Here is a 26616-nt window from a genome sequence, read left to right as displayed (position 1 = left end):
TAATGGTGCTAAGTAAGGTAAAAAGGGAAAGTAAGTGATTAAACGAATTAGTATTGTTGGTTGTGGCTGGTTAGGCTTGCCACTAGCAAAGTCCCTGATAAAAGATGGCTACTCAGTGAACGGCTCTAAACGTGAGTTGCACGAGCTCGCTAAACTGCAGGCCCAGGGCATTAAGGCCTATCAATTAGAGCTAAACCCCCAAGTGGAGTCTAATGATATAGCGGGCTTACTTAACTGCGATTTATTGATCATTAATATTCCTCCTGGCAGAAAAACTAATACTGCTGAATTCCATATCGCACAAATAAACGCGCTGTTACGTGCAGCCGAGCAGCAGACGGTTAAGAAAATTCTCTTTATATCCTCCACTTCAGTGTATGGGTCTCAACAAGGTGTAGTTGATGAGCTAAGCGAACGCTTGGCAGAAACCACTTCAGGTAGGGCTTTAAAACAGATTGAAGATCAAATATCCAGTCATTCTGCTTTCCAAGCAACGGTGTTGCGTTTTTCAGGCTTGGTAGGTGGGCAGCGTAAGCCCGGCCGATTTTTGTCGGGAAAAACCGTTAGCGGCCCTTTAAGCCCTATTAACATTATTCATCGAAGTGATTGTATTGGCTTAATCACTCAGCTGATCAAACGTGACCAATGGGGAGAAGATTTTAATGCCAGTGCTAGTGAAAACCCCAGCAAGCAAGCGTTTTACCAGTTAGCCGCCGAGCAGCTAACGCTTCCGCCTCCTCATTTTGTTGAAGGGACGAGCTCCAATAAAGTTATTTCCAATCAGAAAATTAAAACAACCTTAGGTTATCAATTTAACTACCCTGATCCCATGCAATGGTTACAGGCTAATATTCAAGAGGCAGAATAATGAGCGATTTTAGAAGTGATACAGTAACTCAGCCTAGTAAAGCAATGCGGGATTTAATGAGTCGTGCGCCCGTAGGAGATGATGTTTATGGTGATGATCCCACGGTAAATAAACTACAAGATTACGCTGCAGAGCGAATGGGCAAACCGGCTGCGTTATTTTGTAGCTCGGGCACCCAAGCTAATTTGTTGGCCATTATGGCCCACTGTCAGCGGGGCGATGAGTATATTTGTGGTCAAAATGCGCATAACTACAAATACGAAGGCGGTGGAGCCGCTGTATTAGGTAGCGTGCAACCGCAGCCAGTAGAGAACAGCAGTGACGGCAGCTTGTGTTTAAGCAAGGTTAAAGCAGCCATTAAATCAGACGACTTTCATTTTGCTAAAAGCCGTTTGTTATCTCTGGAAAACACCATTGGTGGGAAAGTGCTGCCCATGGACTATGTAAACAGTTTGCGCCCCTTTGTTGATCAGCACAATTTGGCACTACATTTAGATGGTGCGCGTGTATTTAACGCCATTATAAAAAGTGGCGAAGATGAACGTAAACTGGTTGCTCCTTTCGACAGCTTTACAATTTGTTTGTCTAAAGGCTTAGGTGCGCCAATCGGTTCATTGTTACTGGGTAGTGAAGAGCTAATTACTACAGCCACTCGTATTCGCAAAATGCTAGGTGGCGGTATGCGCCAAGCCGGGATTATTGCCGCCGCTGGTCATTATGCTTTAGAGAATAATGTGAAACGCTTAGCTGAAGACCATGCTAATGCTGTTTTTTTAGCTGAACAGTTGGCGAGTATAGAAGAACTTGAGTGTGACCCAAGCGCCGTTCAAACCAATATTGTTTACGCTAATTGCCGCAGGAACCAATCGGGGCCTTTAGCGGAGGAACTAGCTAAACAAGGCATACTGATGACGGCTGGCTCGCCAATGCGTTTTGTGACTCACTTAAATGTGAATCAACAAGACATTCAAACGCTCATTGCGGCCATAAAACAGTTTTACGTTAGTCACTAAATTAAGGCGAACCATGAAGATTGAAATGCTGAGTACTGGTGATGAAGTGCTGCAAGGCGATATTGCTGATACCAACGCCGCGTGGTGCGGCCAAGAGTTAAATGACCTTGGTTTAAGCTTTAGCCGCCGCCAAACGGTCGCAGATAACTTAGACGATATTGTTGATGCCTTAAATCAAGCCGCAGAACGTAGCGATTGGGTATTAGTAAATGGCGGTTTAGGCCCAACTTCAGACGATTTGAGTGCCGATGCTGCAGCCAAACTGGTAGGCAAAGCGCTTACCCTTAATCAACGTTGGTTAGATAAGTTGCAGCAGTGGTATACCGATCAAAATGTCATTATGCCAGAGAGCAACATTAAGCAAGCTATGTTGCCCGCTGGAGCAGAGCTGGTTGATAACCCCATTGGTACCGCCTGTGGTTTTATTGTTGAGCATGCTGGTGCACAGTTGTTATTTACTCCAGGTGTGCCAAGTGAGTTTAAACGTATGCTAAAAGAGCAGTGGTTTCCTATGCTTAAAGCGGCTGCGCCAAGTGCTCAAGGTGAAGTTAAGCGCTTTTATACTTTTGGCTTGTCGGAGTCTTCTCTTAACGATCGCTTTAATGATCTAGTGTTACCGGAAGGGGCGCGTTTAGGTTATCGCTCATCAAGACCAAGCATTGAAGTAAAGTTGTTTTACCCCCGCCAAGATGAGCAGTTTACTCAGCTTAGCCAGCATATTCGCCAGGAGCTAGCGGAGAACGTATTTACCGAAGACCAAGGTAATTGGGCGCTGCACATACAGCAAATGATGATTGCTCAAGGGAAAAAGTTGGTGCTGGCCGAGTCATGTACTGGTGGCATGCTAGCTGCGGAGTTAATCGCAGTGGCGGGGAGCTCGGCGTATTTAGAGCGTGGCTTTGTTACTTACAGTAATGAAGCTAAGCAGCAGAGCATAGGTGTTGCTAAAGAAACTATTGAGCAATTTGGAGCGGTATCTATCGAAACCAGTCAGGCAATGGCTTTGGGGGCGTTACAACACAGCCATGCCGATATCGCACTTTCCATTACTGGTATTGCCGGCCCAGAGGGTGGCAGTGAGGAAAAACCAGTGGGTACGGTGTGCTTTACTTTAGCCGAAGGCGACCGCTGTATTAGCCAACAGTTACTATTAAGTAATCGAAGTCGTTCTGTAGTACGTATTATGGCTACCGCTGTGGCAATGGACATGTTACGCCGTTACCTTACGAATTTACCTGTCGCAGGTGACTATCAACACCTAAAGCGGATAGCCAGCAGAAATTAACCCACCACGAAATTTATTCAATACATACGTGGTCTGTTATAAAAAGGAGATGCTATGTTGTTGAAATTTAAGCGTGATTGGGAAGAGTCTGAATCTTCCGTAACCCCCGAGGCGTTGTTTAAACAACGCCGCAATATTATCAAAGGCTTAGGTGTCGCCGGTGCCAGCAGTTTACTGCCGGTTACCGGTCATGCGGCTTCGTGGTTTGGTAGTGACGACGATGAACCGGCTGCCATTGTGCGTAGAGCCTTACAGAAAACCGATATTGCGCCGCTGCACAATGATGCGCTCACTCCAGAATCCAAAGCCATTAGCCACAATAACTTCTATGAGTTTGGTACCGCTAAAGACGACCCAGCAAAAAACAGTCGCAACTTTAACCCTACACCTTGGTCTATCACCATTGATGGCTTAGTCGAAAAGCCAGTCACTTTAGATCTCGACGATGTGATGGCCAAAATGGCCTTAGAGCAACGGATTTATCGCTTACGCTGTGTTGAAGCCTGGTCGATGGTCATTCCTTGGGTTGGCTTTTCGCTTAGCGACTTATTGAAAATGGCCAAACCTTTGTCTTCGGCCAAGTATGTTGCCTTTGAGACTCTTTACGATCCAGAACAAATGCCCGGGCAAAAAAGCCGCTTTGTCGGTGGCGGTATAGATTACCCTTACGTAGAAGGCTTACGCCTTGATGAAGCAATGAATCCACTGAGCTTTATGGCGGTGGGCATGTATGGCAAAACTCTACCTGCGCAAAATGGTGCGCCGCTGCGTTTAGTTGTGCCTTGGAAATATGGCTTCAAAAGTATTAAATCTATTGTAAGGATCCGCTTTTTAGATAAACAACCACCAACAACCTGGAATCTTTTAGGGCCCAGTGAATACGGCTTTTACGCTAATGTTAATCCTCAGGTTGACCATCCTCGTTGGAGCCAAGCCTCGGAACGACGCATTGATGATGCTGGCTTGCTTGGGCGCAAACGCATCGACACTGAAATGTTTAATGGCTACAGCAAACAGGTAGCCCATATGTACAAAGACATGGATTTGAGTCGTTATTATTAATGGGAGCCGATGTGAATAAGCGCATTAACCAGTATTTAGCCAAGCATCAATGGCAAACGCGGCTCGCTCTGCATGTATTGCTGCTCAGCCCTTTTGCATACTGCGTAGCAGCTGTTCTTAATGAGTGGTGGGGCGGCGACCCTGTACAGGCTATTATTCATTATTTTGCTAACAGCGCGCTAAACATACTGCTGATTACCTTGTGTTTAGCGCCGTTGTCACGGCGTTTTAAATTGCCGAGCTTGTTAGCGTTTAGACGGCTTATTGGATTGTATGTGTTTGCTTATGCCTTGCTGCATTTAGCCGCTTACTTGTTAATAGATCTAGGCTTAGACTGGGGCTTGTTTTGGCAGGAAACGATTAAGCGCCCGTATATTTGGTTAGGCATGCTGGGTTTTGTGGTATTGCTGGCAATGAGTATTACCTCGCTTAAAAAGCTACAGACGGGCTTGGGGCGCCGCTGGCTGCAGTTACACGGCTTTATCTACCCAATTGCTTTACTGGTGGTGATTCACTTTTGGTGGTCACTTAAATCTGGTTGGCTGGAACCGGTGATATATTTAGCGATTATTGGTATTTTGTTTTTTGTGCGTAAAGTGCAAATTCAGCGCTGGTTAAGCAGCTTTGCTAAATAGTTAACTTTTCGCATTCCAAAATGAAAAGTTGCTTTTCCCATTGTGTTTTACTTGGTACATAGCTTGGTCGGCACGGTGAAGTATTTGGCTGAAGTCTTCATTGTGACGATGAAAACTACATACGCCAATGCTCAAGCTCACGGCCACTTCTATATGATTGTATTTAAAGGGCTGATCAAAGCTTTTCAGTAATTGCAGACAAAGCTGTTGCAACTTTTGTGGTTCGCTATAGGGAACGAGTAGGGCGAACTCGTCACCACCAATCCGTCCACACTTCCCGTGAGCAGGACTGTTGTTTTGAATCTGTGCCGCGCAAGCCTTAAGAATATGATCTCCTGCGGTATGGCCATGTTGGTCGTTAATTGGTTTAAATTTGTCTAAATCAATAAACATTAAGGTGCCGCCTTCATCCCCAATGTTTTGGCAGTAGTCATTAAACTGCGCTTCAAAGGCATGGCGGTTTAGCAGGCCAGTTAAGTTATCTTGATGGGCCAGTTTCGATAAACGATGTTGATCCAAGCGCAACTGGGTAACATCGATATGGGTACCAATCACTCTTAGCGGGTGGTTATCGTCATCATATTGTTGAACGGTGCCGCGGTCTTTTATCCAGCGAGTACTGCCGTCTTGGTGAAGCATCCTATATTCAATATTGTACTCATCACTATGGCCATGAATCATCGAGTCAAAGGCTTTTATCGCCAGCTCTTTATCTTCTGGGTGAAGATTAGACTTCCAGTTTTCGTATAGCGCTTCTTGTTTTGTGGCGGATATACCACAAATTTTTCCGTATTCAGAATTGTAAAGGCTCAGCCGTCCACTAGGGATATGTTGCTCCCATAGTACTAAACCACTGTCATTTAAGGTGATATTGAGAAGATTTTTGGTGTCTTGTAACTGGTGGGTCAGTTGACGATTTTTCTCTCTTAATTGAGCGATAATCTTGTCGCTTTCATCCATAAATTCGACTTTACAATAGTTTTACAATTGTAAGCAGCATATCAAAAAATGGTATGTCATTCCCATACAACTTTTGACTGCTCGGTCAAATAAACCAAGTGATTCACTTTTTTTTGGTGTATCACTTGGTTTACATATGGTGTTAGTGTCTGCTGAAGATTACCATGAACCCGTACTAGGCATAGACAACCAAGGTTCTTGTGCAGGCAAAGACTCGCCTTGCTGTAATAGTTCTACTGAAATACCATCAGGCGATACTACAAATGCCATGTGGCCATCACGAGGCGGGCGGTTAATGGTAACGCCGGCATTTTGTAGCTTTTCGCATAAGCCGTAAATATCTTCTACCGATACTGCAATATGACCAAAGTTACGACCACCGCTGTAGCTTTCTTGATTGCCATTTTCGTCTGGCCAGTTGTAAGTAAGCTCTAGGCAAGGTGCGTCTTCGGCTTTTACGCGGGCTAAGTCTTCATCTGCGGCCAAGTAAATTAAAGAGAAGCGACCTTGTTCGCTCTCGTAGCGACGGGCTTCGGTCATCCCTAACAAGTTGCAATAAAAGTTAAGTGATTCATCGAGGTCTTTTACTCGAACCATGGTGTGAAGAAACTTCATTTTTATCTTCCTATCGTATGTAAACGTTTATAAATTTATGAGTTACTGAATGTCATATTAGTCTTGAGTAATACAAACATCGCTTGTTGGAATACAACTGCAGCTAAGAATAAAGCCCTGTTGTTTTTCATCGTCGGTTAAGCCGCTATCTTCCAATATCTTAACGTCACCACTTTGCAGTTTTACTTTACAGCTTCCACAAAATCCTCCGCGGCAAGAATAGCTTAAGTTTAAACCAGCCTGTTCGGCTTGCTCTAATAAGTTCTGCTGATTATTGCCTTGAACATAAGTATCCCAGCTATCAAACAGAATATTGACAGGTTTGGTCTCCACCTTCTCTGTGAGCTGGTGGCCAAAGCTTTCTTCAAAGTAATCTGACTCGTACACCCCAAGAGCTAGTAGCTGCTCTTTCGCGCTTTGCATAAAGGCTTGTGGGCCACAAACAAACACTGTTCGCTGATCTAAATCAGCAATGTCCATTAACATACCGCGATTTAAGCGGCCTTGGTAACCTTGCCAATTGGCTGGGGCATTCTGAGTAAGGGTGTAGCGAATACTGCAGTGTTTAAAGTTATTGCTGAGCTGGGCTAGCTCCGCTTCGGCAATTAAGTCCTGCTCGCTATGGGCACTGTGTAAAAACACGATGTCTTTTTCGATATTCATGTCACTTAAGTAACGAAGCATCGATAGCATAGGCGTTATGCCACTGCCAGCAGACAGCAATAGCAGCTTTTGGTTGTTACTTTGCTCTAGGTGGAAGTCGCCACTTGGCGCGTGAGTGTTTAAGTGCATACCCGGTTTAAGGTTATCGTGCAGCCAGTTAGACGCTTGGCCGCCGGTCACTCGTTTTACGGTAATGGCTAAGCGATAAGGGCGGCTAGGTGAGCTTGATAAGGTGTAATTACGATGAACAGGCTTGCCGTCGATCTCAAGTTCAAGCCCCATGTATTGGCCGGGTAGGTAAGTAGCTTGTAAATGTTTAGGTGGCTCAAAGACAAAGGTTTTTACATCGTGGGTATCTTGCTGAACTGCAATGCAACTTAGCTTAACCGCCTCACCTTGCTGCCACTGTTGAGCTGAGGGAGTGCTGTTAGCTTGCCGTTTTTCAGAGGTATCTGGATATACCTCTGCTTGGCGCGTTTCTAGTACTTCAATGCTGTCGTACAAGCTGATTTTGCCACTATTTAGAGCCACAACATTTTGCCCAAAATACACATTGCCGCCGTCTCCTTGGCGATATTTGGCGAAGGTAGCAAGCGGCTCTTTATTCGGATGAAATTGACCACTGGCTTGGTCGAGAGTTGTGAATATACAGCGAGAACAAGGGTTTTGTACTTCAAATTCAACTTCACCAATTTTAAAGCGCTTCCAACCATCTTCGGCAAAAGCCTCGGTATTTTTTACCACAATGTTAGGGCGAAACTGTTCCATACAGTGAATAGCGCTAGAGCGCAAATTGAGATCCTCAAGCGACGCTTCAGAAATCAGTAGCAATGGATAGCCATCGGCAAAAGAAACCTGACTCTCTCGTTGTTTTACTTTGCGCTGAGATTGCTGACCAAAAAACACCAAGTGACAAGGTTCGCCTAAATACTCACTAAACCAAGCATCGTAAGAGCGGTGGCAATGTTGCGCTTGTACGCTGTCTTTCCAAATCATTACCTCACGGTAATCCTCTGAGAACTCGCTATAAACAATATCAAGCGCTGCCATATTAGGTGCGCGCAAATGCAAACCATCGCGATTTAGCGCGCTATGGACTTGTGCCAATTTAGGGTGAGTTCTCGCGGTAATCTGTATGCCGTCTGGCTGGCAAACAACAAATCGGCGGTCAAAAGCTAAACCGTGTTCCTCAACATAAGCATGATTAAGGTGGATACCGGCCGTTGATTTAATGGGATAAACACTCAGTTGGCTTAGTCGTGCATCACTCACAGTTTTACTTCCTTCAGCAAATTGGTTTTTCAATACTACTCAAGCTCTTGCGTTCAAGCCATAGTAATTTGGCTGGTTAGCATGCTAAAAACTGCTCAGTGTTACTTGGTAATTCCGCATATCAGCTTTATACTGTTTGTATATACAGTTATGAGTGCGGCATATTGACAACACCAGCTTCAATTCAGCGTAAGATTATCCATGTAGACATGGATTGTTTTTATGCGGCTGTGGAAATGCGTGACCAGCCAGAGTTAGCCAATGTGCCGCTGGCTGTTGGTGGCATGCGTAGTGGTCGAGGGGTATTAACCACCTGCAATTACATTGCTCGCCAATATGGCATTCGCTCGGCGATGCCAACTCATAAGGCTATGCAGCTTTGTCCTGATTTAGTGCTAGTGCCGCCACGTATGGCCGCCTATCAAGACGCCAGCCAACAAGTGCAGGCAATTTTTCATGATTATGCTGACGCAATAGAGCCATTATCTCTCGATGAAGCCTACCTAGACGTAACCAGTAGCCAAGCCTGCCGTGGTTCAGCCACCTTAATTGCCGAGCAAATTAGGCAAGATATCTTTGATAAAACCGGTTTAACTGCTTCGGCTGGAGTCGCTCCTGTGAAATTTCTTGCCAAAATTGCTTCAGACTTAAACAAACCCAATGGTTTATTTGTGATTAAACCTGAGCAAGTAAGCGAATTTATTGAAACCTTAGCCCTAGAAAAAATTTCTGGTGTAGGCAAAGTGAGCATTGAAAAACTGCATCACCAAGGGCTTTACACGGGGGGAGATATTCGTCGTGCCGAGCGAGATAAACTAAAACAAATTTTTGGCAAGTTTGGTGAGATGTTATGGATGCGTTGCCAAGGCGTGGACGAGCGGGCGGTCAGTAACGACCGGCAACGTAAATCAGTAGCGGTGGAGCGTACCTTTGCGCAAGACGAAGGTGACCAAGGTATTTTGGTGGAACGTTTAATGGCTTTGCTGCCAGAGTTAAAACGCCGCAGTGAAAAGCACCTTAAACAAGCCAAAATGAATAAATTAGGCGTAAAAGTGAAATTCGCTGATTTTCAGCAAACCACCAAAGAGAAGCAATGCCAACAGATTGATGAAACAACCTTATTGGAGTTGTTTAACGAAGCGCTAGCAAGAGGTAAGGGCAAAGCCGTACGATTGATTGGTTTGCATATTGGTCTAGCGCCAGAGCAGCAAAACCAGTCACCGCAACTGATTTTGCCGTTTTAGTTCTGTTATTTAGTGATCTCGCGGTCGTAACTTAATCGCTTAGCGGCATCTAGTGTCAGCATTTGCATAAAGGCACGAGTTTCTGCATCGCTGCCTGATGGTGTGCCTGAATTACCCCCTGCACCAAATACGTTGGTGGGCACATTACGTTTAGCAAAAGCATCAGCCCAAAGCGCTTGAATTTTCACTTCTGCTTCCAGCTTTTGCGCCAAGGCGTTATCGGCTTCTAAAATCACTCGTTTTTGGTAGGCTTCAGCTTCGGCCAATGTTTGCTGGGTTTCGGCTTCAATACGCGCTTTTTCTAAATTGATTTCAGCGGTTTCTTTAGAAATTTTCGCTTGAGCTTTTAATTTTTCAGCATTGGTAATCGCTAACTGCTTATCAGTTTGTGCTTCAGTGGTTTTTTGTATTTGCTCTACTTTCGCTTTGGCCTGACGTTCGGCAACTTCACGCTCACCGCGAGCAATGGCTAACAAACGTTGCTCTTCCTCTTGAACACGTTGCTCTCTGGCGATTGCTCGGTCGGCTGATGCCTTTTGTTTTAATTGCATACGCTCGATAAATTTAGCATTAGGGCGCATATCGGTGATGAGAGCAGATACTACGGTTACCCCAAAATCGGTGAACCGTTGTGATTTACGTAAAGGTAGTCCGTCTTCCCCAAGTACTTTATTTACCACAAAAACGGTTTTGCTATTATCGCCATACTCATCTTGGTCGGTACCTAAAGCGGCATTAGCACTGCCTGTTGATTGTTTAGAATGAATGATAATTTCTTCTCGTTTAACCAATAAAATACCGCTGTTCATTTGGTTTTCAAATTCAGAGTTGAATTCGGTGCGTCCGCCTGCGTAATACTCCTCAGCTGCCATTAAAGACGCGTTGGCTTGCAAGGTTTCTTTAAATGCAGGAATGAGGGCGGTGCGTAGCAAGTTTTCTGGTGATCTAAACTCGTGGGCTAGGTGGAGAAAAGATTCATGATCTGAAGGGATTGAAAAGCGCACTGTCGCTTCAGCATGGGCATCAACTTGGTCCAAAAACATGATGCTCATTGGTGGCAAGCTAGCTGAAGAATTGTCAGAATCTTTTTCGGCTCGAATTGAGTTGGTAGATGAACCCGATAAGGCCTGAACCGTCATGGCTCTTTTCCATGAATTATATCGACCAAAAGGATAAAACTTATAGCCGACCTCGGTTACTACCGCTTCGTTACCGGTTACTGTTCTTACGTGATAAATGTAACCTGGCTCAGCGTAGAAAAATGAGTTACTTAAGGTGTAAATGAGTCCCGCAATCATCACTAATACAGCCACAAATTTAACGTTAAATTTGAAACCACTGCTTAGCTTATTGATTTTATCCAAACTTAGCTTTTTATCTAAGGTGTCTTCACTCATTACTAGATCCTTCTAATTGTTTTATATCGATATTTAATGGCGCAGGATACTAGCACAAGTTGATTAATGCTTGATGGAAATATCATTAAAATAGAGAAGTAGTTTAGAAAATAGCGAGAGGGGCTAGTTGATTTGAAAATGTAACGAGTAATTAAGATACCAAGCTGACAGGATGCCAGCTTGGTGGGTATTGCTTATGCTTTTACGGGAACGTTTTTCAATACGGCTACCAGTAGTTGCCAGTACTTTTCTACAGCGGCAATTTCTACTTTTTCGTCTGGGCTATGTGGGAACTTGATGGTTGGCCCAAAAGACGCCATATCCCATTCAGGGTAAGCACTTTTAAATAAGCCACACTCTAGTCCTGCGTGAATCACCATTACATTCGGGCATTTGCCAAACAGTTCTTGGTAACTGTCTTGAACGAGAGTTTTCATTATCGAGTCAGTTTCTGGCTTCCAACCTGGATAAGCACCAGAGAATGAAACGGTAGCTGAAGTAAGGCTGAACAAAGAGGCTAGGCTGGCTTCTACTTGTAAACGGCTAGAGTCAATTAGCGAGCGAACCAATACTTTAATATCGATGCTGTCTGCGCTTTGGCTAATTACACCAAGGTTAAGTGATGTTTCTACCACGCCTTCAACTGCTTGGCTCATGCTAACAACGCCGTTGCTACAAGCATTTAAGCTGGCAACAATTTGCTGAGAAAGCTCGCCAGTCAAGCTTTGGCTTGGCGTATCAATGGCGGCTGCGGTGATCTCTAAGTCAGTTTCTACTGCACCAAATTCACCGACAATGTCGTCGATTTGGCTAGCAATAAACTGCGCTAAAACGGCCTGTTGTTCAGCTTTATAAACCAGCTTAGTGCTAGCTTCGCGTGGAATAGCGTTACGTAAACTACCGCCTTGAATATTGCACAATACAGGTTCAAAACCTTGCTGTTGCATGGCAGCTACAATGCGAACTAGTAGTTTATTAGCATTGGCTCGGCCGGTATCGATATCACAGCCAGAGTGACCACCTTTTAAGCCTGTAACACTTAACTCAATCGCTAGTTGTTGGGTGTTGGTAGCTTGATATTCGCTAGCAAAGCTAATGCTGGTATCGCCGCCACCCGCACAACCCATGTACACTTCGCCTTCTTGCTCAGAGTCGGTGTTAATTAGCAGCTTGCCTTCTAATACACCCGCCTGTAGGCCAAAAGCGCCGGTCATGCCTGCTTCTTCATCAATGGTAAATAGCGCTTCAATTGGGCCATGCTCAATGTCGTTGCTGGTAAGTACCGCTAAAATTGACGAACCACCGATGCCGTTGTCAGCGCCTAAAGTGGTACCTTCTGCGGTAACCCAGTCGCCATCAATGTAGGGGCGAATAGGATCTTTAGTGAAGTCGTGTTGGGTATCGTTGTTCGCTTGCGGCACCATATCTAAATGGGCTTGTAGAATCACACCTTGGCGATTCTCCATGCCAGCGGTAGCAGGCTTTTTAATGATCACATTACCAACAGCATCTTGAAAATGTTCAAGCTGATGCTCGCTAGCTAAACCTGTCACCCAATCGATCATGGCTTGTTCATGCTTAGAAGGGTGAGGAATAGAACACATGGTTTCAAAATGCTGCCACAAGGCCTGTGGTTTTAGCGAAGATAGTGTAGACACAAAGTCACCTTAAAATCTGTATTTGTAGAATGAATCAGACTGTAGCAGCTCAATTCTATGAATATAAGCCTGTATTAAGCTATTTAGCTGGAATAATTGTTTATAAACAAGTTCTGATTCAGTAGAGCATTAAATTCGCCTTGATGGTTAGCATGATAATCACTATCAAAAAAGTCCTAACGCTGGCAGATAATCCAAATAAATGTGCTGCTCTAGCGGATATTAACGCTGTGAGTTGGTGATTTTAGGTTTTTTTGCTGATCTAGCGCAGGTTGGCTTCATCATCCAGTAGCATCTTACTTAGGCCACGAATATAATGCCTCGCGATTTCCGCTGTTAGCTTTAATGGAATGCCTAACAACGGCCAACTAAACCACTGTCTGTCCAAGGAACATACACTGCTATGTTAGAGAAACTATTTAAATTGAAAGCGCATGGCACTGATGTGCGCACAGAAGTCATTGCGGGTTTAACCACCTTCTTGACCATGGCCTACATCATTTTTGTAAACCCTAGCATGCTAGCTGCCACAGGGATGGATCAAGGCGCAGTATTTGTTGCGACTTGTTTAGCTGCAGCGGTTGGTTGTTTCATTATGGGCCTTTATGCCAACTATCCTATCGCTCAAGCGCCGGGTATGGGCTTAAACGCATTCTTCACTTATGGCGTAGTGCTTGGCATGGGTCATAGCTGGCAAGTAGCGCTAGGTGCGGTATTCTTATCGGGTGTTATTTTCATTTGCTTGAGCTTGTTTAAAGTTCGTGAGTGGATTATCAACTCAATTCCGCAAACATTACGTGTAGGTATTGCTGCAGGTATTGGTTTGTTCCTTGGTTTTATCGCCCTTAAAAATGCTGGCATTGTGGTAGACAACCCCGCTACGTTGGTGAGCTTAGGTCACGAGAACCCACATCAGATGATTCTAGCGGCATTAGGTTTCTTCCTGATTATTGGTCTTGAGTACCGCAAAGTTAAAGGCGGCGTGCTTATTTCTATTTTGGCGATTACGGTATTGTCGATTGTATTGGGTTACACCCAATATGGCGGTATTGTTTCTATGCCACCTAATCCAGCTCCTACCTTTATGCAGCTAGATATTATGGGCGCTTTAGATGTGACCATGATCAGTGTTATTTTTGCTTTCTTGTTTGTTGATTTATTCGACACAGCAGGCACCTTAACTGCGGTTGCTCAGCGCGGTAAATTACTGGATGAAAACGGCAATTTACCAAACCTTAGAAAAGCACTGTTAGCTGACTCTAGTGCCACTATTGCAGGCTCTATGCTGGGTACATCTAGCACCACTTCTTACGTTGAAAGTGGCGCGGGTGTAGAAGTGGGTGGCCGCACTGGCCTTACCGCTGTAGTGGTTGGTGTGCTATTTATCTTAGCGCTATTGTTCTCGCCATTGGCTGGAATGATCCCTGCCTACGCTACCGCTGGTGCCTTGTTCTACGTATGTACTTTAATGCTATCGGGCCTTATTAACGTAGACTGGACCGACTTAACCGAAGCCGCTCCGGCTGCAATTGTGGCTATTTTAATGCCGCTGTCGTTCTCTATTGCCGACGGTATCGCAATTGGTTTTATCTCTTACACCGCGATTAAGCTGTTAGCCGGTCGCCATAAAGAAGTACCGTTAAGCGTTTGGGTACTGGCTGTAGTATTTGTTCTTAAGTTTGCTTTTTTCTAAAGCTGACTAAAACCTTATAACAAACAAGGTCGTCACAATGTGGCGACCTTTTTTTATGGTATATTTTATTTATTAATAAGACTGCGAGTAAGTTGTTGTGAAGGAAAATCTATCCGAAGTATTGTTTAAGCCACGTATTAATGTGGTAGAAACCTCCACTGTTTCAAACTCTAATGCGGCTCAATCAACCGCTATAGGCCAAGAAGAAGGCAGAAACTGGTATCGCTTGTTACGCCGAGAATATTGGGCATGGTTAGGCTTAGATCCCATTGAAACCGAGCGTTTGTTTGCCAGTATCGCCATGTGCGACAAACCACGTACCAGCGAGCTGTTAGACACCATTGGCGGTTACCAACCGGGTAACTGGAATTATGAGTGGATGCAACGTGCGGTAGGGCATCAAGTTAAGGCTAAACAAGCCGCTGAAAAAGGTGAACAACAGCAGGCCTACAGTGAGTTTTTGCAAGCCAGCTACAGCGCCACTGTAGCGGCTTATCCGCATTTTAAAGGGGACGATTTAGCTACCTCTGCACATGCGCTTGCTCATAGTAATTTTGTGTCTGCTATGGAGCACAGCCAGTATCAATGCAAAATTATAAATGTGCCTATTGAAGGCAAACAAGTGCCTTGTTATTTGCATTTACCAGACACCGATTCGGTAAAACCGGTGGTGTTAGTGAGCGGCGGCTTAGATACCATTCAAACCGAGTTGTATCCGTTTTTTGAGCGATTCTTAGCACCAGCTGGCATTGCCATGCTGTGTATCGATTTGCCAGGTGCAGGGCATTGCTCTCACTGGAAATTGCAACAAGACAGCAGCAAGATCCACTTAGCCGTGCTAGACCACCTCCCTGAAGTGCCATGGGTTGACCATGCCCGGGTTGCCATGTTGGGTTATCGATTTGCTGGTAACGTAGCAGCACGTTTGGCATTTATCGCTTCCCAACGTTTGCGCGCAGTAGTGACGGTGGGTGCACCAGTAGACCGATTGTTTACCGATATTCAGCGTTTCCAAAACTTGCCACAAATGTATCAAGACTGTTTAGCCAATCGCAGCGGGAGCAACGCAGGCAATACCGAAAGCTTGTTTTATCGTTGCTTACCCTTGTCCCTCAAAACCCAAGGCATTTTAGGTGGGCCACGCACCAAGCTGCCTATGTTTGTGGTGGGGCGTAAGAATGATGCAATTAGCCCGCAAACCGATATCTCTTTGTTAAATATGGCTTCATCTCATTGTGAAGTTGAAATGCTAAAAGAGGTGGATTCACTAGAAAATTACAACCAAATCTTCACAAAGGTCACGCATTGGCTACAAAAGCAATTGTGATTTCAGTTAATTGTGGTCATTATGGTGATACAAAATGTTGTTGAACAACCATCACTGTGGAGAGATTAAGCGCATGGAAGTGACTTGGCCAAGCCATGGAAAGTTGACCTCGAGATTTACCGCTATGGGGCCGTACTTTCGCAAGGAACATAGTAGTAAAGAACAGTACTTTTTTGATTGCCTAGCCTCTTGTGTTAGTGACAAACCAGCAGCAGAAGAACGCGAGTTTTTTGGCTGGTGGCTAGAGCTACGTGTGAGCGAAGACAATTTTGAATATCATTACTGGTTCGGACTATACGACAAGCAGGGCGAGTGGCAAGAATGCGCCATTCCAGCAAAACACCAAAAAGAAGTTCAAGACTCTTTAGACGTGTTTTACCAAAAGCTGCTAGTAACCCTACAAAAGTTAGAACTTAGCGTTAGCGCTGCTCCCTCGTTATCCCCCAATTTGGCTCTCCCGGCAGCTTAAGCCGAAGAGTTCCGCAAAAAAATGGCGCACAGAGTCTGTGCGTCTTATTAATATCAGGTAGAATACTCGCTTTGCGTTTTAGCCGAGTTGGAATAGTTAACAAGCATGTTGAAGCAAACCATTGTAGTTAAGTTAGGCACCAGTGTGCTTACTGGAGGCACCTCTAAACTTGATCGCGCCCATATGATCGAATTGGTGCGACAGTGCGCATTGTTGCGTAAAGCGGGTCATCAGCTAATTGTGGTCTCTTCAGGCGCCATTGCGGCAGGGCGTGAACACCTTTCGCTTACGCACAATAACATTGCGCCCACTATTGCCAACAAGCAAATGCTGGCAGCGGTAGGCCAGAGTAGATTAATTCAAACCTGGGAAAGCCTGTTTGGTATTTACGATATGCATGTTGGGCAAATGCTACTCACGCGAGCAGATTTAGAAGATCACGAACGCTTTCTCAACGCTAAAGATATGCTCAAAGCGTTGCTAAAACACGGTATTGTGCCAATCATTAATGAAAATGATGCAGTAGCAACGGCTGAAATTAAGGTTGGTGACAATGATAATTTGTCGGCGCTAGCCGCTATTTTGGGTGAAGCGAACAAGCTACTACTGTTAACCGACCAACCCGGTTTATATACCGCGGATCCTCGCAACAACCCTGATGCTAAATTGATTGAAGTAGTACCGGAAATTAGCGCGTCTATTATTGCCTTAGCAGGTGGCAGTGTGGGGGGCTTAGGAACTGGTGGTATGGCAACCAAGTTACAAGCCGCTGAAGTGGCTGGCAGAGCAGGGGTTGAAGTGATTATAGCTGCGGGCCATGCTGAAAATGTGATTACGCGTTTAGTCGAAGGGGAAAGTGTGGGTACACGTTTCCCTACTTCCAATACCTCTCTCGAAAATCGCAAACAGTGGATTTTGGCCGGTTTTCCACCAGAAGGTGAGTTGGTATTGGATGATGGTGCTTGTAAGGCCATTATGGACTGTGGTTCAAGCTTGTTACCAAAAGGCATCACCGCTATTCGAGGCAAGTTTAGCCGCGGAGATGTAGTGCGTATTGTCGATAGCAAAGGTTTAGAAGTTGCTCGCGGTGTTTGTCGCTACCAAGCCAAAGCGATGGACTTAATAAAGGGCTTACATTCAGAGAAAATTGAAGAAACCCTGGGGTATGGCTACGGGCCTGTTGCTGTTCACCGTGACGATTTAGTATTGAAATAGGAATTCCAAATGAGTTTACAAACACTAGGGCAACAAGCCAAACAAGCTAGCTTTGATTTAGCAACCTTAAGTACTAGCCAAAAAAATGCAGCGCTAGCGGCCATTGCCGATCAGTTAGAAGCTCAACAAGAGCGCATTCTGGCGGCTAATAAAATTGATTTAGATGCAGCTCGTCAATCGGGTTTATCTGAAGCTTTACTCGATCGCTTAATGCTAAGCAGCGAACGCTTAGCGGGCATTGCTGGCGACGTGCGTAACGTCATTTCACTTAACGACCCTATCGGCAGCGAGATGGATTGCCGCGTATTAGAAAATGGCCTGCGTTTATCACGACGCCGTGTGCCATTAGGCGTAGTAGGGGTTATTTATGAAGCACGCCCTAACGTAACCATTGATATTGCCGCTTTATGTTTAAAAACCGGCAACGCCAGTATTTTGCGCGGTGGTAAAGAAACCTTCCATTCAAACATGGCGCTTGTGTCGGTCATTCAATCTGCCTTAGAGCAAACAGGTTTGCCAGCGGCAGCAGTGCAATACATTGAAAAACCAGACCGCGAGCTAGTAGGTGAACTACTGCGTTTAGACGATTACGTGGATATGATTATTCCTCGTGGTGGTGCTGGCCTGCACAAAATGTGTCAGGAGAACAGTACCATTCCGGTGATTATCGGTGGATTTGGCATTAGCCATATTTACGTTGATAACTCGGTAGATTTGGCTGCTGCTCTCAATGTTATTGAGAATTCAAAAGTGCAGCGACCATCAGCATGTAATGCCTTAGACAGCCTATTGGTTGATCAAAACGTAGCTGCCGAGTTACTGCCTATGCTAGCCGATTGCATGAATAAATCATCGGTTAAATTAGTGGCCACTGAAAATGCCATGGCGGGTTTAGCTAACGCTAAAGACTTACAAGTAGCTGGCGAAGGTGACTTTGATACTGAATGGCTAAGCTATACCTTAGGTGTGAAAGTAGTAGCAGACGTAGAGGAAGCCATTGCTCACATGCGCACTCACAACGCTAGCCACTCAGACGCTATTTTGTCGAATAACTTAAATGCTGTAGAGCGCTTTGTGAATGCTGCAGGTTCTGCAGCAGTTTACGTAAATGCCTCAACCCGATTTACCGACGGCGCGCAATTTGGCTTAGGTGCCGAAGTAGCAGTATCTACCCAAAAGCTGCATGCACGAGGCCCAATGGGCTTAGAGGAGTTAACCTCTTACAAGTGGATCGGTATTGGCGACATGTTAGCTCGCCCTTAAGTTTTAATTCACTTATGCTAAAAGCCTGCTTTGCAGGCTTTTTTGTTTTTGGGATGCAGGAGTATGCGTATGTCTCGCCAACTTTGGTTAATTCGCCATGCTAAATCCAGTTGGGACGATCCAAGTTTAGGTGATAGACAACGCCCTTTAGCAGAGCGCGGCCACAAAGCTGCACAGCTTATGGCAAGTCACTACGCTAGCCAGTTTTCTCAGCTTGAATTAGTACATTACTCACCAGCTCTGCGTGCCCAGCAAACCTGCGAATATTGGTTAGCACAGCGTAGTCAATTTCTTAAAGGCAGTGAGGTAGAGGTCGACCTTCAAATCACTTGTGAAAACAGCTTATATACTTTTCGCTGGGCAGATTTGCTGGTACATATTCAAAGCTTACCTAAGCAAATAAGCAAAGTTGCACTAGTAGGGCATAATCCAGCCTTTGAAGACCTAGTTAACTACTTAACGGGTGAAGACTTAATTAAGTTTCCTACCGCCAGCCTAGCGGTGATTGAGGTTGAGTTAGATTGGCAAAATTGGAGTGAGCAGAGCGCCTATTTAAGTTTGTTTGATACACCGAAGATGTTGGCGGCAAGGTTGTAGATTTTAATGAATCTAAAGGCGTTTTGGATTAGCCTAAGTTTGGTAGAATAAGGTCAATAGCCTTGTTAAGTAACAGGCTGAGGCGGGCCACTTCTACCGGCTGAATAATACCCTTCGTTTAGTAAATTAATGACATTTTGTACTGCCCACTCTAATTCGTCCTGGTTACAGCAATACTCGGCAATTTTTCCAAACTCACTATAGGAAGATTGGTTGAAACCATCTTCAATGTCGTTGAACCAAACAATCGAAGATCCAATAATTGCAACGACCCAAAAGCCACCACCAAGTGAACCGTAGGTTTCTTCTTCCCATTTGTGGGGATGAATTTTGATAACCTCCCAGATCTTAGCCTGCTCAGCGGTCATACGATCACATGCGGAATTTATTCTATCCCAAAGGTCTACTTCTGTTATTGGCTTCCAGCTCATAGTAAAAATGCCATGCGTTTAGAATCACTCCTAAACAGTTCGTTAGGTTTTGTACTGCTCATTGTATGTCTCTTTAACGAATTCGAGAAACTTCACTTGGTGCTGGGATAATGCTTGCTCAATCTCTATGTGTGTTATTTTGTCTATATCATCCAACTGCTTGATAACATCAGGATGCTCCCAGTTCATACCTGAACTACACAGCATTGAGTAAATAGCCCACAGTCGGTCGTACTGCCAAACCAACATTAGGCATGCATTAGAACACTTATCGAAGTCTTCGATTTGAAAAACTTGAGCTTTAACAATTAGTGAGCGAATACGGTGGACAGAAGAGTCACAAGGAATCAAATTGTCCTTTAACTTTAGTGCCGCTTCATTTCCAGATTTTTCGATATACCTAACTAATCGGGGATGTTTCAGTTCATTGTTTAGACTCATGTCATATTGCATGCTCTTAATTGCAATTCGAATATATTGGAGCTGCTGAGTCGGCAGGCTAACTTGATGAATAAATTCATGAACAGAATCAGTAAGTTCATCGAGTAAACCGGTAACTTTTTGCACTTTTAGCTGTTTCTTCCAAGTAGACATTGCAACCCAAGCGATTATCAATGTTCCGACACCGGTTGCAACTTGGATCATTTCACCCCAATCCCAAGCCAAAATTTTGCACACTAGTTCCATTAGCTACCTTACTTGATTAAAAACCTAACGAACTTATTAAGAGGAAAACTCCTTGTTGAAATGAGGGAGGCTTTCTTCCTCTCCCTCATTCAATAAGAATTAGACTATCACCTTTCCTAAGTTACATCAGCCACCTAGCTCTAAAATTAATAAAAATATCAGCATGGAAGTGTGCGGGCGTCTGTGGAAAATAGTAACTGCCATTTGCTGGTGTATAAGCGCAGTGTTTTTGTGGGTGAAGTTATAAGCACAAAGTTATAAAAACCCTATAACTCTATGACAAATCTCTTGAAATTCTATCAGCCAATGCCGGTAATTTTTGATGCTTCCCACAAAGCATTTTTATCTAAGTTGTCGCCCTTATACGCTATGCGTAGGCTGCTTAATAAAGCAAAGCGGTATCGCTCAGTAAGGGGCTAAATGACTCGTCTAAACCTAAGCCAAAATTGGCGGTTAACTTCTCCTGATTATCCTGAGATTGATGTCGCCTGCCAAATCCCTGGTGATAATCATTCAGCCTTGCTAAATGCAGGCTTGATACCAGATCCTTACTCGAAATGTAACGAGCAAGATGTGCAGTGGGTGGGGCAAGCTGATTGGCAACTGAGTACTGAGTTTGAGCTGAGTGATGAACAGCTAAATCATGATTTTATTGAGCTGGCCTTAAGCCGAGTAGATACGGTGGCCAAGGTTTACTTAAATGACCAACTGCTGGCCAGTTGCGACAACATGTTTCGCTTATGGCGCTTTAACATTAAGCCCTATGTTAAAGCTGGGTCTAATAAGCTTCGGGTGTATTTCCATCGCGCCGATGTTGCCGCCAAGCAACGCGCTGACACCCTGCCTTTTGTTGTGCCTTCGTCCATGAGCAATAACCAAATCCCCTATATGAACAGTTTGCGTAAAAGCCAATGCCACGCCGGTTGGGATTGGGGTATTTGTTTAATGGTGAGCGGTATTTATGACCCGGTGCAAATTAAGCTGGCCAATCAAGCGAGATTGTTAAGTACCCAAGTAGAGCAGCACTGGCAAGGGCAAGCTGTTGAGTTGGTGATTACCATAAAGCATGACCTTGATTGCTTGCAGCCTATTCACCTTAGCTTTGACGACCAACATGTAGAGGTTATCCCAGAGCTAGATAGCCAGACCAGCGTGGCGAGCATTCATTTAGACAACCCAAAGTTGTGGTGGCCAGCAGGTTACGGCGAGCAGCCCTTATATACGCTGCAAGTGAGTTTGGCTGAACAGCGCATTGAGAAAAAAATTGGCTTGCGAAGTTTGGCGTTAGAGACTCAAAAAGATCAACATGGTTCCGCCATGACCTTTATTGTTAACGGTTGCCCCATTACCGCCAAAGGCGCTAACTGGATCCCGCTTGATGCGATGCCATCGAGGCAAACAGCAGAGCGTTATCGCCAGCTATTAACTGATGCTAAAGCCGCCAATATGAATATGCTGCGGGTATGGGGCGGTGGCCAATACGAGGCCGATGAATTTTATCAACTGTGTGATGAGTTAGGCTTAATGGTGTGGCAAGACATGATGTTTGCCTGCTCATTGTATCCCTCTACCGATGAGTTTGTGGCCAATGTGCAGCTTGAATTAAGCGACCAGATTCAACGTTTACGTGACCATAGCTGTATTGTGCTGTGGTGTGGTGACAATGAAGTGATTGGTGCCATTAATTGGTACCCCGAATCTAAAGCCAATCGCGAACGTTATGTGGTGAATTACGACAGGCTTAATCGCGCCATTCAGCAGGTAGTAGAGCAACATGATGCTAGCCGGGTATTTTGGCCTAGTTCGCCTTGTAATGGCGCTTTAGATTACGGCGACGCGTGGCATGATGATAGCCAAGGCGATATGCACTTTTGGGATGTATGGCATTCGGGTAAGTCCTTTGCGGCGTATCAAACCATAAAACCACGTTTTTGTTCTGAGTTTGGTTATCAATCTTGGCCATCGTTGGCTGAGGTAAAAACCTTTGTGGAGCCTGAAGACTGGAACGTAACTTCACCCACCTTTGAGAATCATCAAAAGAATCCAAGCGGTAATAGCATTATTACTGAGATGTTTACTCGGCTGTTTCGCTTTCCTGCCTCTTTTGAAAAGATGTTGTATTTAAGCCAAGTGCAACAAGCCTTGGCGATTAAAACAGCCTGTGATTTTTGGCGAGCTAATAGCCCCCAATGTAGAGGCATGCTGTATTGGCAGCTTAATGATAATTGGCCGGTAAGCTCGTGGTCGAGCATTGAATATAGCGGCCGCTGGAAGCAACTGCATTATCACGCAAAACGCTTCTTCGCCCCGCAATACCTAAGCTTTGTAGAAAGTGATAAGGCTTTAGAATTACGCCTTATTAAAGATAGCGTGAGTGCTAGTTTACTAGATTGCCAATTGCAGTTTGTTAGCTGGCAAGGGGATCTAGGCTTTAGTAGGGCGCTAGAGCTTAATATAGCTGCCGATGCTAACGATGTGGTTTGGACGATGCCTTTGGCTGAGCTTGAGAAACAGCGCACTCAAGGCTTTTACATTGTGCAATGGCGCTCAAACGGAGACGAACTGCAAAACACTTGGGTGGGCGAAGCCTACAAAAGCTTAGCGATAGCCAAAGCAGAAGTGAGTGTTCAGCTTGATGAGGAAAACCAACGCATAACTTTAAGCACTAACAAACCTGCTTTTTTTGTGCATTTAGAAAGCGACGCCAGTGGCCGCTTTTCTGATTCAAGTTTTACTTTGCTGCCACAGCAACCAATAAGCCTTAACTACATGGGTGATGAGTTTGAGCGCATGGCGGCTAGCTTGAGGGTGTATCACCTAGCAGATAGCTATTAGCGCCCGATTAGTTTACTTCCCAAGTTTTAGCAGCGTCTAGCAGCGCGCTTAGCTCTGGCTTTGCACTGGCACTGGCTTTTATGCACAAGCCTATGCTGCGATACATGCGTGGCGCGAGCAGTTTTACTTGTTGTAAATCGGCGGCGGTTTCTAATACGCCAGTTGGCAAGAATGATATGCCTACACCGGCGCTGACTAGGTGTTTTACTTGGGTTTTATGTTGGGCTTTGGCCACTAGGTTTACTGCAAAGCCTTGCGAGGCCAGCAGGCTTAAGGTTTGCTGGTGGGCTTCGCAGGCCACGCATTCAATAAAGTCGTAGTTGTTTAGCGCGGCAATCTCTACTTGCTGCTGCTTGGCAAGTTCGTGCTGCTGAGGCACACACAGTACATAGTCTTCATCCCATAATGGAATAAATAATTCGTCTTCTTGCTTCAATACATCAAGGCTTAAGCGAGCTTGCGCTTGAGTATCTTGATCGTCCAATAATTCAAATTTAAACAAGGGCTGTTGTTGCTTACAGTGAGCGATGAACTTAGCAAACAAGCTGGGGCTAATATCGTGAAAGTTAGCTAGCTTTAGCGGCAAGCTAGCGGGAAGGTTGGCAAACAAACTAGACATTTTATTCAATTGCCCCAGCGCTTGAACCGCCAAAGGATATAAATGGTGAGCTTGGTCGGTTAAATCTACGCCGCGTTTGTGGCGCACAAACAGTTGCACCTCTAGCTCTGCTTCCAGTTGTTTAATGGCCGAAGACAGTGACGGTTGCGACACAAAACAGCGCTCGGCCGCTGCCGTCATCGAGCGTTCTTCAAACACTGCCACAAAACATTTAAGTAAACGTACATCCATAATTAAAACCTATGGTAACCAGAGGAAAACGATATTTTACACCTATATAAACCAGAACTATAGTTAGCGCCATTACCGAGCAGCAACATTTTTTAGCTGTTTGAGTCCTTTATAAATGTAGATTTGGAGAGTTACTATGTCTAAGCCTTTAGTGGTTATTACGGGTGCAAGTTCTGGTATTGGCGAAGCTTGTGCAAAAACACTGTCAGCAGCCGGGCACCCTTTATTGTTAGTCGCTCGACGCATTGAGAAATTAGAAGCTCTAAACCTACCAAATACCCTTTGTCGTAAAGTAGACGTAACTGAACTGGGTGATTTTGAAGCGGCGATTAAAGATGCGGAAGCACAATATGGCCCAGTAGACATGTTATTGAATAACGCGGGTGTAATGTTGTTAGGGGCTGCTCACGAGCAAGCGCCAAGCGAGTGGAAAACCATGTTAGACGTGAACGTGATGGGTTTACTAAACGGTATTCATCTTGTATTGGCCAGCATGAAGCAGCGCCAGCAAGGTACCATTATCAACGTTAGCTCAATTGCTGGTCGTAAAACCTTCCCAAGCCATGCGGCATATTGCGGCACTAAATTTGCCGTTCACGCGGTAAGTGAAAACATTCGTGAAGAAGTGGCGGGTGACAATGTTCGGGTAACGGTTATTGCCCCTGGCGCGGTAGAAACCGAGCTGCTTAGCCATACTACTAGCCAAGAAATTAAAGACGGTTATCAAGTATGGAAAGAAGAAATGGGCGGTGTACTGAATACTCAAAACATTGCTGACGCAGTAGCTTATGCTTACGGACAGCCGCAAAACGTATGTATTCGTGAAGTAGTATTAGCCGCTACTGGCCAACCTGCTTAGTATTGGCCGTTGAAAGAAAAGAGAGCCTAGGCTCTCTTTTTTGCTTTTGGGATTACTTTGAATGTTTGTTGTTAAGGGCTAAAAAAAGCCTAGCGGGTTTATGTCGTAACTTATTAATAAGTTTTTAGTATTTTGGTAGTGCGATATCGCCACTTGGTGGGTTTCGCGACCAATTCCCGAGCGTTTATAGCCGCCAAAAGCAGCGTGAGCAGGGTAGGCGTGATAGCAATTTATCCATACGCGGCCTGCTTCAATTTTTCGTCCCATACGTTGAGCTAGGTTCATATCTCTGGTCCACACTCCGGCACCCAATCCATATTCACTATCGTTCGCAATTTTTAGTGCTTCGGCTTCATCTTTAAAAGTAGTGACAGAAATTACCGGGCCAAATATTTCCTCTTGGAATACCCGCATATCGTTGGTGCCTTTTAGTATGGTAGGGCGAACGTAGTAACCATTGTTGTGTTCCCCCTCTAAGCTAGCGGTAACGCCTCCGGTTAACAGCTCAGCGCCTTCATTTTTGCCAATTTCGAGGTAGCTCATAATTCTGTCTAGCTGCCCTTTAGAGACTTGTGCGCCTACTTGAGTATCGGTATCAAGAGGGTCACCTTGTTTAATGGTTTTTACGCGTTCTAATACTCGCTGCATAAACTTGTCATAAATAGATTCTTGAATTAATGCGCGAGACGGGCAGGTACATACTTCACCTTGGTTGAAAAAGGCCAATAGCAAACCTTCAATGGTTTTATCTAGGTACTCATCTTCGTGATCCATGACATCGGCAAAGATGACATTGGGTGACTTACCACCAAGCTCAACGGTGGAGGGAATCAGTGATTCAGCCGCACATTTTAAAATGTGTTGGCCAATTTCGGTGGAGCCAGTAAAGGCTAATTTAGCAATACGCGGGCTAATGGCTAAGGCTTGGCCAGCTTCTTCACCCATGCCATTAACAATGTTAATGACGCCTTTGGGCACTAGGTCTTCAATCAGCTCCATTAATACTAAAATGGATGCCGGAGTTTGCTCTGCCGGTTTTAGCACCACGCAGTTACCTGCCGCCAAGGCTGGGCCGAGCTTCCAAGCCGCCATTAACATTGGGAAGTTCCAAGGGATAATTTGACCAACTACGCCTAATGGCTCTGGGAAGTGATAACTCACTGTATTGGCGTCTAGATCGGCAGCACCACCTTCTTGAGCCCGAATACAGCCAGCAAAATAACGGAAATGGTCAACCACCAAGGGTAAATCGGCGTTTAGTGTTTCGCGAATGGCTTTACCGTTCTCCCATGCTTCGGCCACTGCCAAATACTCAAGGTTTTGCTCAATTCTGTCGGCAATACGCAATAACATATTTGAGCGCTCGGCGACTGAAGTATTGCCCCAGCTTTCTCTGGCAGCATGGGCAGCATCTAGCGCGAGGCCAATGTCTTGGGCATCTGAGCGAGCAACCCGGCAATATACTTCACCATTTACTGGTGAAGGATTATCAAAATATTGTCCATTTACTGGGGCGACCCATTCACCACCAATAAAATTGTTGTAGTGCTCTTTAAATGTAATTAATGAACCGCTCGTACCAGGCTGTGCATATAGCATCGTCAATTCCTTTTATAATTCCATTTGTTATTAAAGTGTTTCATTTTGTGGCGCGCTTATGGTGCGCGCTAACCCTATAGAGCAAGGCTTGCACCAAGTTGCAGAAACTTGTTGTTAAT

The 26616-nt window shown here is 44.9% G+C and carries 23 protein-coding genes; 14 read left to right on the top strand and 9 right to left on the bottom strand.

Annotation, left to right across the window (positions count from 1 at the left end; genetic code table 11):
• Nucleotides 1-34 precede the first annotated feature (34 nt).
• Genes ACLD71_RS20410 through ACLD71_RS20390 form a run of 5 tightly spaced genes read left to right on the top strand, consistent with a single transcriptional unit; the run spans nt 35 to nt 4863 of the window.
• Nucleotides 35-868, top strand: coding sequence for an NAD(P)H-binding protein (locus ACLD71_RS20410; protein ID WP_411991824.1), 834 nt, complete (start codon nt 35-37; stop codon nt 866-868).
• Nucleotides 868-1881: a low-specificity L-threonine aldolase gene (gene ltaE / locus ACLD71_RS20405; RefSeq protein ID WP_411991823.1), complete on the top strand. Its 1014-nt coding sequence runs from the start codon at nt 868-870 to the stop codon at nt 1879-1881. The genes ACLD71_RS20410 and ltaE overlap by 1 nt, the downstream gene beginning before the upstream one ends.
• Nucleotides 1882-1894: 13 nt before the next feature.
• Complete coding sequence (locus ACLD71_RS20400) at nt 1895-3166, top strand: CinA family nicotinamide mononucleotide deamidase-related protein (protein WP_411991822.1); 1272 nt, start codon at nt 1895-1897, stop codon at nt 3164-3166.
• 54 nt (nt 3167-3220) lie between these two features.
• Nucleotides 3221-4228 carry a protein-methionine-sulfoxide reductase catalytic subunit MsrP gene (gene msrP, locus ACLD71_RS20395; RefSeq protein WP_411991821.1) on the top strand — a complete coding sequence of 336 codons (1008 nt, stop codon included), beginning with the start codon at nt 3221-3223 and terminating at the stop codon, nt 4226-4228.
• Nucleotides 4229-4239: 11 nt separating this feature from the next.
• Nucleotides 4240-4863 (top strand): sulfite oxidase heme-binding subunit YedZ, encoded by a 624-nt coding sequence (locus ACLD71_RS20390; RefSeq protein WP_137671570.1) that lies wholly within the window; start codon nt 4240-4242, stop codon nt 4861-4863.
• On the opposite strand, the gene ACLD71_RS20385 is transcribed toward ACLD71_RS20390, so the two are convergent.
• The 3 genes from ACLD71_RS20385 to ACLD71_RS20375 form a co-directional block, all read right to left on the bottom strand.
• The gene (locus ACLD71_RS20385; protein ID WP_411991820.1) at nt 4864-5823 is read right to left on the bottom strand and encodes a diguanylate cyclase domain-containing protein; all 960 of its coding nucleotides are present in this window, start codon (nt 5821-5823) and stop codon (nt 4864-4866) included.
• Between the two features lie 159 nt (nt 5824-5982).
• The gene (gene gloA, locus ACLD71_RS20380; protein WP_137671568.1) at nt 5983-6438 is read right to left on the bottom strand and encodes a lactoylglutathione lyase; all 456 of its coding nucleotides are present in this window, start codon (nt 6436-6438) and stop codon (nt 5983-5985) included.
• A gap of 57 nt (nt 6439-6495) precedes the next feature.
• Entirely contained in the window at nt 6496-8373 is a 1878-nt protein-coding gene (locus ACLD71_RS20375; protein WP_411991819.1) for an MOSC N-terminal beta barrel domain-containing protein, read from the bottom strand.
• 164 nt (nt 8374-8537) lie between these two features.
• On the opposite strand from ACLD71_RS20375, the gene dinB reads away from it, so the two are divergent.
• Nucleotides 8538-9617 carry a DNA polymerase IV gene (dinB, locus tag ACLD71_RS20370; RefSeq protein ID WP_411991818.1) on the top strand — a complete coding sequence of 360 codons (1080 nt, stop codon included), beginning with the start codon at nt 8538-8540 and terminating at the stop codon, nt 9615-9617.
• Nucleotides 9618-9622: 5 nt separating this feature from the next.
• Here dinB and ACLD71_RS20365 read toward each other — a convergent pair whose 3' ends face one another.
• Both ACLD71_RS20365 and ACLD71_RS20360 read right to left on the bottom strand, forming a co-directional pair.
• Nucleotides 9623-11014: an SPFH domain-containing protein gene (locus ACLD71_RS20365; protein WP_137671565.1), complete on the bottom strand. Its 1392-nt coding sequence runs from the start codon at nt 11012-11014 to the stop codon at nt 9623-9625.
• A gap of 194 nt (nt 11015-11208) precedes the next feature.
• A complete protein-coding gene (locus ACLD71_RS20360; protein ID WP_411991817.1) occupies nt 11209-12672 on the bottom strand; it encodes an aminoacyl-histidine dipeptidase in 1464 nt (487 codons plus the stop codon).
• Between the two features lie 403 nt (nt 12673-13075).
• Here ACLD71_RS20360 and ACLD71_RS20355 point away from each other — a divergent pair, with 403 nt between their 5' ends.
• From ACLD71_RS20355 to ACLD71_RS20330, 6 genes are all read left to right on the top strand, one after another.
• Nucleotides 13076-14365: an NCS2 family permease gene (locus ACLD71_RS20355; protein WP_411991816.1), complete on the top strand. Its 1290-nt coding sequence runs from the start codon at nt 13076-13078 to the stop codon at nt 14363-14365.
• A gap of 97 nt (nt 14366-14462) precedes the next feature.
• Nucleotides 14463-15692: an alpha/beta hydrolase gene (locus ACLD71_RS20350; RefSeq protein WP_411991815.1), complete on the top strand. Its 1230-nt coding sequence runs from the start codon at nt 14463-14465 to the stop codon at nt 15690-15692.
• A gap of 34 nt (nt 15693-15726) precedes the next feature.
• Nucleotides 15727-16161: a sigma factor-binding protein Crl gene (gene crl, locus ACLD71_RS20345; protein WP_235836131.1), complete on the top strand. Its 435-nt coding sequence runs from the start codon at nt 15727-15729 to the stop codon at nt 16159-16161.
• Between the two features lie 105 nt (nt 16162-16266).
• Entirely contained in the window at nt 16267-17376 is a 1110-nt protein-coding gene (gene proB / locus ACLD71_RS20340) for a glutamate 5-kinase (protein WP_411991814.1), read from the top strand.
• A gap of 9 nt (nt 17377-17385) precedes the next feature.
• Entirely contained in the window at nt 17386-18639 is a 1254-nt protein-coding gene (locus ACLD71_RS20335) for a glutamate-5-semialdehyde dehydrogenase (protein ID WP_411991813.1), read from the top strand.
• A gap of 69 nt (nt 18640-18708) precedes the next feature.
• Nucleotides 18709-19236, top strand: coding sequence for a SixA phosphatase family protein (locus ACLD71_RS20330; protein ID WP_411991812.1), 528 nt, complete (start codon nt 18709-18711; stop codon nt 19234-19236).
• 65 nt (nt 19237-19301) lie between these two features.
• On the opposite strand, the gene ACLD71_RS20325 is transcribed toward ACLD71_RS20330, so the two are convergent.
• Entirely contained in the window at nt 19302-19667 is a 366-nt protein-coding gene (locus ACLD71_RS20325; RefSeq protein ID WP_411991811.1) for a hypothetical protein, read from the bottom strand.
• 42 nt (nt 19668-19709) lie between these two features.
• On the bottom strand, nt 19710-20354 hold the full coding sequence (locus tag ACLD71_RS20320; protein WP_411991810.1) for a hypothetical protein: 645 nt from the start codon (nt 20352-20354) through the stop codon (nt 19710-19712).
• Between the two features lie 420 nt (nt 20355-20774).
• On the opposite strand from ACLD71_RS20320, the gene ACLD71_RS20315 reads away from it, so the two are divergent.
• A complete protein-coding gene (locus tag ACLD71_RS20315) occupies nt 20775-23189 on the top strand; it encodes a beta-mannosidase (protein WP_411991809.1) in 2415 nt (804 codons plus the stop codon).
• Between the two features lie 7 nt (nt 23190-23196).
• Here the strand turns inward: ACLD71_RS20315 and ACLD71_RS20310 are convergent, their stop codons facing one another.
• A complete protein-coding gene (locus ACLD71_RS20310) occupies nt 23197-24039 on the bottom strand; it encodes a LysR family transcriptional regulator (protein WP_137671554.1) in 843 nt (280 codons plus the stop codon).
• 136 nt (nt 24040-24175) lie between these two features.
• Here ACLD71_RS20310 and ACLD71_RS20305 point away from each other — a divergent pair, with 136 nt between their 5' ends.
• A complete protein-coding gene (locus tag ACLD71_RS20305) occupies nt 24176-24898 on the top strand; it encodes an SDR family oxidoreductase (RefSeq protein WP_411991808.1) in 723 nt (240 codons plus the stop codon).
• 78 nt (nt 24899-24976) lie between these two features.
• Here ACLD71_RS20305 and ACLD71_RS20300 read toward each other — a convergent pair whose 3' ends face one another.
• Complete coding sequence (locus ACLD71_RS20300) at nt 24977-26497, bottom strand: aldehyde dehydrogenase family protein (protein ID WP_411991807.1); 1521 nt, start codon at nt 26495-26497, stop codon at nt 24977-24979.
• Between the last annotated feature and the right edge of the window lie 119 nt (nt 26498-26616).

The organism is Agarivorans sp. DSG3-1 (assembly GCF_046774965.1).
Classification (GTDB): Bacteria; Pseudomonadota; Gammaproteobacteria; order Enterobacterales; family Celerinatantimonadaceae; genus Agarivorans.
Note: the sequence above shows the minus strand (reverse complement) of the source record. Positions and strands in the feature narration are given on the sequence as shown.

Bases quoted from the DNA above. Each gene is read 5' to 3' on its own strand.
- ltaE (WP_411991823.1), top strand. From the start codon at position 868: ATGAGCGATTTTAGAAGTGATACAGTAACTCAGCCTAGTAAAGCAATG.
- ACLD71_RS20400 (WP_411991822.1), top strand. From the start codon at position 1,895: ATGAAGATTGAAATGCTGAGTACTGGTGATGAAGTGCTGCAAGGCGAT.
- msrP (WP_411991821.1), top strand. From the start codon at position 3,221: ATGTTGTTGAAATTTAAGCGTGATTGGGAAGAGTCTGAATCTTCCGTA.
- ACLD71_RS20385 (WP_411991820.1), bottom strand. From the start codon at position 5,823: ATGGATGAAAGCGACAAGATTATCGCTCAATTAAGAGAGAAAAATCGT.
- gloA (WP_137671568.1), bottom strand. From the start codon at position 6,438: ATGAAGTTTCTTCACACCATGGTTCGAGTAAAAGACCTCGATGAATCA.
- ACLD71_RS20365 (WP_137671565.1), bottom strand. From the start codon at position 11,014: ATGAGTGAAGACACCTTAGATAAAAAGCTAAGTTTGGATAAAATCAAT.
- ACLD71_RS20355 (WP_411991816.1), top strand. From the start codon at position 13,076: ATGTTAGAGAAACTATTTAAATTGAAAGCGCATGGCACTGATGTGCGC.
- crl (WP_235836131.1), top strand. From the start codon at position 15,727: ATGTTGTTGAACAACCATCACTGTGGAGAGATTAAGCGCATGGAAGTG.
- proB (WP_411991814.1), top strand. From the start codon at position 16,267: ATGTTGAAGCAAACCATTGTAGTTAAGTTAGGCACCAGTGTGCTTACT.
- ACLD71_RS20335 (WP_411991813.1), top strand. From the start codon at position 17,386: ATGAGTTTACAAACACTAGGGCAACAAGCCAAACAAGCTAGCTTTGAT.
- ACLD71_RS20330 (WP_411991812.1), top strand. From the start codon at position 18,709: ATGTCTCGCCAACTTTGGTTAATTCGCCATGCTAAATCCAGTTGGGAC.
- ACLD71_RS20325 (WP_411991811.1), bottom strand. From the start codon at position 19,667: ATGAGCTGGAAGCCAATAACAGAAGTAGACCTTTGGGATAGAATAAAT.
- ACLD71_RS20320 (WP_411991810.1), bottom strand. From the start codon at position 20,354: ATGGAACTAGTGTGCAAAATTTTGGCTTGGGATTGGGGTGAAATGATC.
- ACLD71_RS20315 (WP_411991809.1), top strand. From the start codon at position 20,775: ATGACTCGTCTAAACCTAAGCCAAAATTGGCGGTTAACTTCTCCTGAT.
- ACLD71_RS20310 (WP_137671554.1), bottom strand. From the start codon at position 24,039: ATGGATGTACGTTTACTTAAATGTTTTGTGGCAGTGTTTGAAGAACGC.
- ACLD71_RS20305 (WP_411991808.1), top strand. From the start codon at position 24,176: ATGTCTAAGCCTTTAGTGGTTATTACGGGTGCAAGTTCTGGTATTGGC.
- ACLD71_RS20300 (WP_411991807.1), bottom strand. From the start codon at position 26,497: ATGCTATATGCACAGCCTGGTACGAGCGGTTCATTAATTACATTTAAA.